Consider the following 11,835-nt stretch of genomic DNA (forward strand, 5'->3'; position numbering starts at 1 on the left):
CGATGCCTGATAGCCGCATCGTCCGCACTCAAACAAAGGAAGGCGTCGGGAGGACAGGCGGGTGCACTCGCTATAAGCGCAGCGCGAGCAAATAAATCCGTTTGGCCACTTCATAGCGATGATTGCCTCAATGCAGTCCGCCTCACTTTGAAAACGGCTGCTAATAGGTTGAAGATCCGTATTCATCCCTAATTCCATGTCCGATTCCTCCAATTCAAATCCTCTAACTCAATAAATACGAACGTATGTTCTTTTTTTCTTCATTATACCAAACACATGTTCTTTTTACAAGTAAAAAATTCCAGATGTGTTGTTCTTCTGTGATAATGTCACCCTATAACTGTTCTGAGATAATGTCACTATGGGACAGGAGACATTAACTTTGACAAGAACAGAACTAAAGAAGGTAGTTGTGGTGGAGAAAGTCCTTGAGGGACATATGACAAACAGAGAAGGAGCAGCAGCCCTAGGGCTGACGGAGCGGCAGATGATTCGACTGAAGAAGAAATATTGTGTTGAGGGAGGAGCGCAGGGAATCATTCATAAAAATCGAGGAAGGAAACCGGTACATGCATTAAGCGATGAACTAAAGGAACAAGTTGTCACCTTATATCAGACGAAGTATCACGGTAGTAACAGTTGTCATTATGCGGAGTTGTTAGAGGAACATGAAGCGATACAAATTAGCCCCTCGAGTGTGCGTAGAATCCTGCTGGATCAAGGGATAAAACAAGTGAAACCAAGACGGCGCAGTAAAGCACATCCGCCTCGTCAACGTAAGGCTCAGGCCGGAATGCTATGGCAAATTGATGCGACACCTTATGCCTGGCTTGAAAACCGGGCCCCCGCCTTTGCACTACACGCAGCCATTGACGATGCGACAGGCATTGTCGTCGGTGCCGTATTCCGTAAGAACGAGTGTCGTGAAGGCTACTTCTTGGTGAAGCAGCAGGGCATTGAGCAATATGGTGTACCCCTTGGTTTATACAGTGATCGGCACACCATCTTCCGATCGCCGAATGAGAAGCTCACCGTGGAGCAGGAGCTTGCCGGAAAAACCAAACCTCTATCCAATTTCGGTAAAGCCATGGCTGACCTACATATTGAGCATATCAAGGCGATTACGCCTCAAGCCAAGGGACGTATAGAAAGGCTCTGGAAAACGTTCCAGGACCGTCTGGTGATTGAACTGCGGCTCTTGGGTGTGAAGTCGATGGATGAAGCAAATAAGGTGCTTCCTCTTCTGCTCGACAAGCACAATCGCAAGTTTGCCGTTCTGCCGAAGGAAGCTGACTCGGCTTATATACCACTTGACGCTGCCGTCCATCTTGGGCATATCTTCACGGTTCGTGAATATCGCCAAATGGGTACTGGCAACACGCTTTCATACAATGGAAAGATCTACACTCTCGCCAAACCGATTCCTCTCCGACTTGATGCCAAGTCTACAGTCGAAGTATGTGAGACTTTAAACGGTGAAATTCTGTTGTGGTACCAAGGGCAAGCCTTACCTTTAAAAAGGACGGAAAAACCTCAACGAGTGGCTGAAGAAACAAAAAAAGCGAGTTCTGCGCAGCCACGCAAACCCGCTGTAGATCATCCGTGGAGATCCACGGTAAACACCATGGCTAAGCTTAGCACAAAACGAAGCTCATTCCAAGATGCTATATACTCACAGCATAACAGCTATGCGGAGACCTCCTGGTAAAACAGGAGGCTCTAACAAATAAAGTGACATTTTCATAGCACAGTTAAGGTGACATTTTCACAGACGATTGACAGCAAAAAATTCCAGATGGGCCATCTTATTTTCGTAAAAATAGGAATGATCAGCTACCGGGTAACCTCGTCTCATCCCGATCATAGAGTCCTCTATTCTGAACAAAAGGGATAATGGTACAAAGAGGTAGCAAGAAGATCCTCTTCCTAGCTCCACCAATTCTGAGCAAAAGGGATAATCATGCAAAGAGGTGCAGCGAGAGGATCCCTTTCTCGATCCCCATTCTGATTGAAAGGGATAATGGTGCAAAGGGGAGGCTAGAAGAGCCCCTTCCTAAACCTCCCTATTTCTGAACGAAAGGGATAATCATCAAAAGAGGCGCGCGAAAGACCATACGGGGCAGGAGAGTACCACCAACCAGGGGGGATTGATCTTTTTTTGCATCTATATTCAAGACTTGGAGCAACGAGTATAATCTAGTATAAAAGCTTATTCATTATGTAAGAGAAGGAAGGTCGTCAATGCAAAAACGCGTTAGGTTAGCTCTATTATTGATCCCCATTCTTTTGGCGGTGGTTCCCTGTATTCTAGCGTTGGTCGTAAACGGCGGGGTTGAACCAACCTGGTACCTGATTACGGGCATATCTGTTGTGCTGGCGGTCTTGGCAGCTATCGTATTGATTCGAATGATTGCCGTCCCGCTGGAACGTTTGACGGAAACGGCCAAGCATATTAGTGAAGGGGATTTGACCCGGCGCTTGGACTATTTGAACCGGACAGATGAGATCGGCGCCATGGCAAACCAATATCAACGGATGGTAGACCATCTTCGGGGGATCATCACCAGCATTCGGGATACGACGAACCAGGTCGTTACCACGTCCGAACGGCTGTCAGCGGGTGCGAAGCAAACGGTGGACACGATCGGGCAAGTCAATGGTGCCCTCCAGGAGATTGCAGCTGGTAGCGAACGGCAGTTGTCGGAACTGGAAGGCGGAGCCCAAGGCATGGGAGAGATGTCCCGTCAGGCGAGTCAAATGTCGGAGCAAATCGTTAACCTTACCGAGACGATGGAGAAGACGACTGCAGCTGCAGAGGAAGGGAACTCATCCGTGCTGAGCGTAGTTGAGAAAATGGAACGAATTCAGCAAACCGTTGATGAGCTGGGAGAAGTCATCCAGACGTTAGGCGAGCATACGGCCAATATCGGTGGTATTATCGAAGTGATTACAGGTATTGCTCAGCAGACGAACTTGCTGGCGCTAAACGCATCGATCGAAGCGGCGCGAGCCGGTGAGGAAGGCCGGGGATTCGCCGTAGTTGCTTCGGAGGTGCGCAAGCTGGCGGAAGGGTCCGAGCAATCGGCCAAGCAAATTGCGGAGCTGATCGGCAGCGTGCAGGCGGAAGTCGAACGCGCGGTCGTCTCCATGGAGGAGGCCAAGCAGGGGGTTCACGAAGGGATTCTTGCCGTTGATACCTCCGGCCGCTCGTTCTCGCGGATTCGCAAAGCGGTTCGCAGCGCTGCGGACAAGATGGAAGGCCTCGTTGCGAGTGTCAAAGAGATGGCCACCGGCACGGAAGTGGCAAAATATACCATTCAAGGGAATCGTCAGATATCCGAGGAACTCGCCAGCAAAACCCAGACGATTTCCGCCGCTGCGGAGGAACAGCTTGCTTCCGTTGAGGAAATTGCCTCCTCTGCCGCCCAGCTGGCTCAAATTGCTGAACAATTAAAAGTAAAAGTGGACAAGTTCCAGATGGATCGGAAATCCTGATTCATCCACTGCATTGCTCTCCGGTTTACCGCCGGAGGGCTTTTTTTGTCTACATAGATTTTCCAAAATGGTACATTCTACATCATATCACCATGAATCGGCGGACCGGCAAGGAGTGTTCCCATGAAGACCAAGGAACGAAAACAAGAGAACAAAATCAGCCGAGATTTGGCGGAAAATATCAAGCAAGTGAAAAACGTATTCCAGGACTGTTCCGACGTCATCTACCGCGAGATTCAGCTCACCGAGGATATCCGCGGTTTGCTGGTATACATTGAAGGGATAGCTAAAGTTGAGGACGTTCAGCAGCATATGCTGCGTCCGTTGATCGAGGGATTGGCCAAGCACCCGCACGCAAACGGGGACATCTATCCGTTATCGTTCACGAGAATCTCGTTAAGCCAAACGCAGGCTGCTACCGACTGGCCGACGGTGATAAACGGAGTATTGACGGCAAACGTTGCTATTTTTGTTGAAGGCATGGACGAGGTGCTGCTGTTCAGCGTCAAGGGCGGTTCGCGCCGGAGCGTTCAGGAGCCGCAGACGGAAGCGGTGATCCGCGGTCCGCGTGAAGGCTTCACGGAGTCGCTAAGGATCAATACCGCCTTAATCCGGTTCAAAATCAAATCGGAAAAGCTGAAATTAATCGATATGGTGATCGGTTCGATGACAAAGACGGACGTCGCGATCGCCTATATCGAAGGTGTGGCCGAGGAATCGCTGATTGCTGATGTAAAGGACCGGCTCGAGAGCATCGATATCGATGGGATTCTGGAATCCGGATACATCGAGGAATGGATTGAGGATAATCCTTCCTCGCCGTTTCCGCAGATGCAATATTCCGAACGGCCAGACTCCGTTGCTGCGCAGCTGCTGGAGGGGAGGATCGCCATTTTTGTGGACGGCACGCCGTTTGTGCTGATTGCTCCTGTGACGTTATGGCAGCTTCTGCAGGCCAGCGAGGATTATTACGAACGCTTTTTCATCAGCAATATGATTCGCTGGATTCGCATCTTTTTCTTGTTTCTTGCCCTGTTTCTGCCCAGCTTGTATATCGCGGTCACGACCTTCCATCAGGATATGCTGCCTTCGACTTTAATCTTAAGCATCGCTGCTTCCCGGGAAGCGATTCCTTTCCCCGCGTTGGTGGAGGCCTTTATTATGGAAATCTCCTTTGAAGCGCTGCGGGAGGCCGGCATCCGTCTGCCCAAAACGGTTGGGCAAGCGGTCAGCATCCTGGGGGCGCTGGTGATTGGGCAAGCTGCAGTCCAGGCCGGCATCGTGTCCGCACCGATGGTTATCGTCGTCTCGCTGACCGGGATCGCTTCCTTCACGATTCCCCGTTTTAGTCTTGCGGTGACGGTTCGGATGCTGCGTTTTCCGATCATGATGCTGGCCAGCGCCTTCGGATTATTTGGCATCGTGATCGGTGCGATTTGGATCGTCGTCCATCTAACGCAGTTAAAGTCGTTTGGCGTGCCTTACATGAAGGGGGTAGCCCCGTATGAGGCAAGAGATATGAAGGATATTTTCAGCAGGGTGCCGATCTGGAAGATGAAGGAGCGGCCTTCGGACGCAACCCGAGGGAACGTTCGTCGAATCGGAAAATCCCGTCCATTGGGGGGTGATTCCAATGAAGGATGGTGAACGTTCGTGAAAGCAAGCTTTGCCCGGGTTCGGGCGATTAGCGTGTTCGTCCTGCTTCCCTGCCTGCTGACGGGCTGCTGGGATCGCGTCGAAGTGAACGATGTTGCCTTTGTTCTGGCGACTTCAACGGATTTGGATGAAGGCCAAATTCGTTCGACCGCGCAAATCGCCTTGCCCAGTTCGCTCGGGGGTGCTGGCACCCAAGGGGGCGGGGGCGGAACGACCGGCAGCAAAACCTACCTGATGGTTTCCCAAACGGCACCAACGCCATTCCAGGCGAATGAAAAGTTGCAAGACAGTTTATCGCGGGTGATCAACTTCTCTCACCGGAGGGTGACGATTATTGGAGAGGAGTTCGCCAAATCGGGAATTGCCGGGTCTATCGACGTCTTGGCTCGGTTTCCGCAAAATCGGCTAACGACCTACGTTGTGCTTAGCCGCGGGCCAGGATATAAATTGCTGGACGTTGAGGCCCCGATCGAGCAATCCCCTTCGGAAATGATCCGCGAGCTGGCCAAGTCGGCCATGCAGGACCCGATCTCTATCCAAAGCATGGCCAATGCGCTGCTAACCGAAGGAAGAGATTTCGCAATTCCGGTCATGGTGACGACGCCCAGTGTTCCCGAGAAGGTCGGGAATGGCCAAAGCCTGGTCAGGCTGGATGGATTAGGCGTATTTCACGACGACAGGCTGTCGGGTTATTTAACTGATAAGCAAGCGCCTATGGCGCTGATCGCGATGGGGCAGGCGCTGAATCCCAAATTCACGGTCGTGATGGGTGAACATCATCCGCAAGAATCGGCGACGATCGTATTAAATCAAATCCACAGGAAAATCCATCCTCATCTGGAGGATGGGAGCATCTCGTTCGACTTGGAGATCGAGGCGACCGGGTTGATCTTGGAAAATGTGACCCGGCAAAGTTTCGAACATACGATGATGTTATCGCTGGAGAAGCATGCCAATACGTTTCTGGATCAGGAGATCCAGTCGGTCATTAAAGAAACGTTTCAAAAGCATCGATCGGATATTTATGGATTTAGCACCGCCCTGAACAGCAAGTACCCTGCCGAATGGAACAAAATGAAACACCGCTGGCATGACCTGCTGCCGGAAGTCGAGGTCCGTGTCCGGACAAAGGTTCATCTGGAGAATAGCGGCGAATTAATCGACTCGCTGGGAATAAAGGAGGAGCTTATCAAGAATGACTAGTTCCTACATTGGATTGTTGTTGTTGATTGCTTTCAACTGCTGGCGGGACCGGGAGGCACTCCGGGAAGGAGGGGCGCTGAGCCGCTGGGCGTTTTATTCGGTGATGGCCGCTTCCTTCGGGATCCTGATCTATGTGACATGGTCCTCCCAAGTCTTCTATCCCACAGAGTGGCTGGGACGGGTGTTACAGCCGCTGGTACCGTTTGATCATCATCATTGATAACCCTACCGAACATGGAGGAGTGTGCCTGTCATGAAAATTACCAAACGGCAAATCACTCTGCTTGGGGTCCTGTACATCGGATCGATATCGTATCTGCATACGTACACTTTAGCGACTCAAGCGGCTCACCAGCACGCCGTCATCAGCTATATAATGAGCGGGCTGATTTGCCTTGTGTCGTTGTGGTTGGTCTCCACGACGCTGAAGCGATTCTCTGATCGCAATTTGTTGCAGGCGATGGCCGGCAGGTTTCCTGTTTTCGGCAGGGCCCTGCTGGTCATCTACCTCTTGTTTCTGCTGTTTATATGTGCAAGAGACATCCGAATTATCTCGGATTTCACCAATACCGTGCTGCTCAATCGGACGCCGGTCCCGATTCTCGGATTGATGGTGACCGCAACGGCGGTTTACATCTGTCAGGGAGGCATTCGGGCCTTTTTGGGACTCAGCGAAATTTACATACCGATTTTTATCGCCTCCATGTTTATTGGTGTTTTGGTATTGATGCGTGATCTAAACTTCACATACTTAGTACCTTATTTCTCACCGGATTGGTCTGGGATTATGGAGGGAACCTGGTATGTCTTCCCCTATCAGGCTGAAATTCTGGTGCTTCCGCTCGTGATTTCCGGTAAATACTACAAGGCAATTGCAGGCTACGTCAGCTTGGTCATAGGCACCGTCTTGATGGTGGTACTGTTGCTGATAACGCAGATGGTTTTGGGGATCCCTTTGGTCGAAAGATTGATTCACCCCAGTTACGAGATGATCCGTCAAATTCAGATCACCGATTTTATCGACCGCTTCGATTTGCTGCTTTTGGGTTTCTGGTATCCGACGGCCTTGAGTAAGATCGCATTCGATCTCTATGTGCTGTGTTGCACCTTGCAAATCGTCGTCCCCAAGCTGTCCGGCCGGCTGATGACAGCTCCCGCCGGCGCGCTGGCCTTTGCCTGCTCCGTCTGGTTCTTTAAAAATGGGCTGCAGCTCTTTCACTTTAACTTCGTGCTTCCGTTGATCGGCTTCATCTTTTACCTTGTCTTTCCGATCCTGTTCTTTGCGGTGCTGCGACCACGCCGAAATAAACCGGAACCGAAGGCAGGCTAACGGCCGATCGCCGAAATGGCAATTTACTTCGCTTTCTCCGTCGTATAAGCTGAAGGTAGTTAATAGGATAAACCTGGGAGGTATACGATGGCACGGAGACTGGAAGGGAAAAGAGTTGCGTTGACCGGGCCCCGTCGGGCAGAGGAACTAGGCAAGCTGGTTGAGAATATGGGAGGTATCCCGTTGTACCGTCCGGCACAGGGAACCGTGTTGCTCGACGATCAGGCGTTGCGAAGCGGTATTGTCGATTGGGTGGAGCATCCGCCGGATTGGTCGATTTTTACGACGGGGATGGGGTTGGATGCGCTGTTCGATATGGCCCAGGATATGGGCGTCGCCGATCAATTGTTGGAGCGCCTTCGAGAGGAGAACATTGCCGCTCGGGGCTACAAGACGGTTAACGCTCTGAAAAAACGGGGGCTAACCCCGATCGTCCGCGACGATGACGGCAGTACGGAAGGCCTCATTCGCGGGTTAGCGCAACATGAATTGCGCGGAGCGAGCGTGTTGTTGCAGCTGCACGGCGATCCGGCGCCCCGCCTGGTCGCTTGGTTAGAGGAGCAAGGGGCAAGCTGCCGCCAGTTGTTGCCCTACAAGCATATTGCGCCTCCCGAAGCGGAGTTAGAGAAGTTGTTGAGCGATATTTTGGCCGGGGAAATTGATGCTGTGACGTTTACAAGCGGACCGCAGGTGCGCTTTCTGATGGAGCACGCGGAGCGTCAGGGGCAACTTGACGCTTTGCTGGAGGTGCTGAAAGGCCCGGTATTAGCGGTGGCTGTGGGCAAAGTGACGGCAGCCGGTCTATACGAAGCCGGGGTGCCCCGGGTGCTGGCTCCCAAGGAAGAACGGATGGGCAGCATGATGGTTGAGTTGGCCCGTTATTATGCGGGTGAAGCCGAACCGCTCTTTGCAGCCCCAAGCGGCGGAGATGAACAACGAGCCTAAATTGGGTAATGATAGGTATAGGTACTACAAACCTCAAATGAAAGGATGATGGGCAATGAGCGATTTACTGAAAAAAGCGATTTCGCTGGGTTGGGGTTTGACGATCATGAGCAAGGAGAAGATCGAAAGCATCGTCGATGATTTGGTAAAACGCGGAGAGCTGGCCCCTTCCGAATCAAAACAGCTGGTGGAGAAGCTGATTGAACGCGGCAGCGAAGAGCAAAGCAAGTTCAAAGAGCTGGTGAATGAGCAGGTTCGGTCCGCGTTGCAGAACATGGGCTTGGCCACGGCAAAAGAGGTAGAGGAGTTGACACGGCGGGTAGCGGAGCTGGAAATTCAGCTCGCCGAGCTGCAGCAGCCTTAAAGCAATGAGCAGCTTCGTTCGACATACCGGCCGTTATCGTGAAATCGCCATGGCGCTTGGGCGCCATGGCTTTGGCTATTTGGCCGAGGAGATCGGCTTGGCCCGGCTGATCCGGTTGCCTTCGCGGCCGCAGCACACCGGCGAGCGCGGTTCGCGGACCTTGGCCGAGCGAATTCGGCTGGTGCTGGAGGAGCTGGGCCCGACTTTCGTGAAGGTCGGCCAATTGGCCAGCACGCGCTCGGATTTGCTGCCGGAGGCGATCATCCAAGAGCTCGTCAAGCTGCAGGACCAGGTGCCGCCGTTTCCGGCGGAGGAGGCTCGCGCCATTTTGGAAGCGGAGCTGGAACAGCCGCTGGCAGGGCTGTTCCAGAGCTTCGACGAGACGCCGCTCGCGGCAGCTTCGATTGGCCAGGTGCATCGGGCCCGCCTCATAACAGGAGAGCCGGTCGCAATCAAAATCCAGCGGCCCGGCATCGCCCCGGTGATCGAGATGGATCTCGACATCCTGCAGCATCTGACGACGCTGGCGAACAAACGCTGGTCCTGGGTATCCCGGTATCAAATTCCCCAAATGGTCGAAGAGTTCGCCCGCTCGATCCGCGCGGAGCTGGATTACGGCTTCGAGGGCCGGAACATGGAGCGGATTCGCCGGCAATTCAAGGCGGATGAAGGAATATATATCCCGGCGGTCCATTGGCCACTCACGACCTCCCGCGTGTTAACGATGGAATTCGTGGAGGGGCAGCATCTCAACCGTCTGCTGGGGATTGATGCGCTGGGGTACGACCGTAAGGATCTGGCGGAGCGGCTGGTGAATGCGCTGCTTAGGCAAATCTTTGAGGGGGGCTTTTTCCATGCGGACCCCCATCCCGGCAACCTGCTGGTGACCAGCAAAGGGGAGCTCGCCTTCATCGACTTCGGTATGGTGGGGCGGCTTAGCGAGGAGATGAAGGATCATCTGTCCTCGCTGGTGATCGCCTTGATGCGGCGCAGCACGGAGGGGATGGTGCGGGCGATTCTGCGCATGGGCCTTGTCGGAGACGATGCCGATACGGCCGGACTGCGCATGGACCTGGATCGGCTTCGTGAGCGCTACTATGATATCCCGTTCGCAGAGATCCAGATCGGTCAGGCGTTACAGGATCTGTTTGCAACGGCCCAGAAGCATCACGTCGTGCTGCCCGCTGACCTCTTGCTGCTGGGCAAAGCGCTGCTCACCGTCGAAGGGGTGGCGTTGGCGCTCGACCCGGACCTTCGCATTCTGGATTTAGCGGAGCCTTTCGGGCGCAAGCTGATGCGTGAGAAATATGCCGCGCGCCGGCTTGGCAAGAAGCTGTTTGACGAAGCTTACGAGCTGGCGGATTCGCTTGTGGATCTTCCGCAGCAGATCCGCAATCTGTCGAGCGCACTAGCTCGCGGCAAGCTGAAGATGGATATAAACGTACCGGAGATGGAGCAGCTGCTCCGTAAGCTGGACCAGATCAGCAATCGCTTGTCGTTTAGCATCGTATTGCTGGCCTTCAGCATCATTATGGTTGGCCTCATCATCGGCTCTTCCCTTTCGCGGATGCCGACTTTGCTTTGGAACATTCCGGCAATCGAAATCGGCTTTGTGGTCGCGACGCTGATGTTCTTGTGGCTGCTTTACTCGATCTTCCGGTCGGGAAGGTTCTAAGGATGTGTTACAATAGGGAAGCTGAAGAAGATGAGGTGAAACCTGTTGACAACTTTTGAGAGTTTAAATGTATCGCCCCTCCTGGTTCGCAAGCTGCAGGGACAAGGCATCGTGAACCCGACGCCGGTGCAGGCGGCAGCGATCCCTGTGCTGCAGTCGGGCGAGGACGCGATCGTGCAGGCGCAGACCGGCACGGGCAAGACGCTGGCGTTTCTGCTGCCTATTTTGGAGAAGATCCGCCCGGAGCGCCCTGAGGCGCAGGCGCTGATCATTACCCCAACGCGGGAGCTGGCGATTCAAATTACTGCGGAGGCCCGCAAGCTGGCGGAGGCGATGGAAGGCCTCTCCGTCCTGGCTGCCTACGGCGGTCAGGACGTGGAGCGGCAGCTGCGCAAGCTGAAAAATGGTGCACAGCTGGTCATCGGCACGCCGGGCCGGCTGCTGGATCATTTGCGGCGGGGCTCGCTGACGCTGGGCGCCGTTCGCTACTTGGTGCTCGATGAAGCGGACCAGATGCTGCATATGGGCTTTTTGGCTGAGGTGGAGGAGATTCTGTCGCTCGTTCCGCGCAGCCGCCAAACGATGTTGTTCTCGGCAACGATGCCGGGCAATGTGAAGCGCTTGGCAAAAACGTATATGGACAAGCCGCGCGACATCCAGATCGCCGAAACCTCGCGCGTGACGCTGGACAGCATCCGGCAGATCCTGGTGGAATGCACGGACCGCACCAAGCAGAGCGCGCTGATCGAGTCGATCCGCAGCCAGCGTCCCTATCTGGCCGTGATCTTCTGCCGCACGAAGCGCCGGGCCAGCACGCTGAATGAAGCGCTGCAGGCCGCGGGCTTCCAGTCGGACGAACTGCACGGCGACTTATCGCAGGCGAAGCGCGAGCAGGTGATGCGCGCGTTCCGCAGCGCGAAGCTGGAGCTGCTGGTCGCGACGGACGTCGCGGCGCGCGGGATCGACGTGGAAGGGGTCACCCACGTCTTCAACTACGACATTCCGCACGATGTGGACAGCTACATCCACCGCATCGGGCGGACGGGCCGCGCCGGGGAGAAGGGCGTGGCCGTGACGTTCGCCGCGCCGAAGGATATGGAGGCGCTGCGCCTGATCGAGCGGGGCATCGGCCGCAAGCTGGAGCGGCAGCGATATGAGAAGAGCGGC

11 protein-coding genes are annotated in these 11,835 nt (G+C 54.0%); 10 read left to right on the forward strand and 1 reads right to left on the reverse strand.

What is annotated here, in order from left to right; genetic code table 11:
• Window positions 1-198, reverse strand: a 198-nt coding sequence (locus POTG_RS23035; RefSeq protein ID WP_198136161.1) for a transposase, incomplete at its 3' end; no start/stop codon positions are given.
• A gap of 184 nt (window positions 199-382) precedes the next feature.
• On the opposite strand from POTG_RS23035, the gene POTG_RS04845 reads away from it, so the two are divergent.
• From POTG_RS04845 to POTG_RS04890, 10 genes are all read left to right on the forward strand, one after another.
• Window positions 383-1,708 carry an ISNCY family transposase gene (locus POTG_RS04845; protein ID WP_009223687.1) on the forward strand — a complete coding sequence of 442 codons (1,326 nt, stop codon included), beginning with the start codon at window positions 383-385 and terminating at the stop codon, window positions 1,706-1,708.
• 533 nt (window positions 1,709-2,241) lie between these two features.
• The gene (locus POTG_RS04850; protein ID WP_009223688.1) at window positions 2,242-3,495 is read left to right on the forward strand and encodes a methyl-accepting chemotaxis protein; all 1,254 of its coding nucleotides are present in this window, start codon (window positions 2,242-2,244) and stop codon (window positions 3,493-3,495) included.
• A 123-nt stretch (window positions 3,496-3,618) separates the two neighbouring features.
• Window positions 3,619-5,142: a spore germination protein gene (locus POTG_RS04855; RefSeq protein ID WP_009223689.1), complete on the forward strand. Its 1,524-nt coding sequence runs from the start codon at window positions 3,619-3,621 to the stop codon at window positions 5,140-5,142.
• 6 nt (window positions 5,143-5,148) lie between these two features.
• Window positions 5,149-6,354 (forward strand): Ger(x)C family spore germination protein, encoded by a 1,206-nt coding sequence (locus tag POTG_RS04860; protein ID WP_009223690.1) that lies wholly within the window; start codon window positions 5,149-5,151, stop codon window positions 6,352-6,354.
• Window positions 6,347-6,574, forward strand: a complete 228-nt coding sequence (locus POTG_RS04865; protein WP_009223691.1) for a hypothetical protein — start codon at window positions 6,347-6,349, stop codon at window positions 6,572-6,574. Before POTG_RS04860 ends, POTG_RS04865 begins: the two co-directional genes overlap by 8 nt.
• A 33-nt stretch (window positions 6,575-6,607) precedes the next feature.
• A complete protein-coding gene (locus POTG_RS04870) occupies window positions 6,608-7,684 on the forward strand; it encodes a GerAB/ArcD/ProY family transporter (protein WP_036644191.1) in 1,077 nt (358 codons plus the stop codon).
• An 87-nt stretch (window positions 7,685-7,771) separates the two neighbouring features.
• Window positions 7,772-8,629, forward strand: coding sequence for a uroporphyrinogen-III synthase (locus POTG_RS04875; protein ID WP_009223693.1), 858 nt, complete (start codon window positions 7,772-7,774; stop codon window positions 8,627-8,629).
• A gap of 55 nt (window positions 8,630-8,684) precedes the next feature.
• Window positions 8,685-8,993, forward strand: coding sequence for a phasin family protein (locus tag POTG_RS04880; protein WP_009223694.1), 309 nt, complete (start codon window positions 8,685-8,687; stop codon window positions 8,991-8,993).
• A gap of 4 nt (window positions 8,994-8,997) precedes the next feature.
• The gene (locus POTG_RS04885) at window positions 8,998-10,668 is read left to right on the forward strand and encodes an ABC1 kinase family protein (protein ID WP_009223695.1); all 1,671 of its coding nucleotides are present in this window, start codon (window positions 8,998-9,000) and stop codon (window positions 10,666-10,668) included.
• 45 nt (window positions 10,669-10,713) lie between these two features.
• Window positions 10,714-11,835 (forward strand): DEAD/DEAH box helicase (locus POTG_RS04890; protein WP_036644319.1); only part of this gene is annotated, 1,122 nt, incomplete at its 3' end.

Origin of the sequence: Paenibacillus sp. oral taxon 786 str. D14 (genome assembly GCF_000159955.1) — a bacterium.
Taxonomy (GTDB): Bacteria; Bacillota; Bacilli; order Paenibacillales; family Paenibacillaceae; genus Fontibacillus; species Fontibacillus phoenicis.

Bases quoted from the DNA above. Each gene is read 5' to 3' on its own strand.
- POTG_RS04850 (WP_009223688.1), top strand. From the start codon at position 2,242: ATGCAAAAACGCGTTAGGTTAGCTCTATTATTGATCCCCATTCTTTTG.
- POTG_RS04855 (WP_009223689.1), top strand. From the start codon at position 3,619: ATGAAGACCAAGGAACGAAAACAAGAGAACAAAATCAGCCGAGATTTG.
- POTG_RS04865 (WP_009223691.1), top strand. From the start codon at position 6,347: ATGACTAGTTCCTACATTGGATTGTTGTTGTTGATTGCTTTCAACTGC.
- POTG_RS04870 (WP_036644191.1), top strand. From the start codon at position 6,608: ATGAAAATTACCAAACGGCAAATCACTCTGCTTGGGGTCCTGTACATC.
- POTG_RS04875 (WP_009223693.1), top strand. From the start codon at position 7,772: ATGGCACGGAGACTGGAAGGGAAAAGAGTTGCGTTGACCGGGCCCCGT.
- POTG_RS04880 (WP_009223694.1), top strand. From the start codon at position 8,685: ATGAGCGATTTACTGAAAAAAGCGATTTCGCTGGGTTGGGGTTTGACG.
- POTG_RS04885 (WP_009223695.1), top strand. From the start codon at position 8,998: ATGAGCAGCTTCGTTCGACATACCGGCCGTTATCGTGAAATCGCCATG.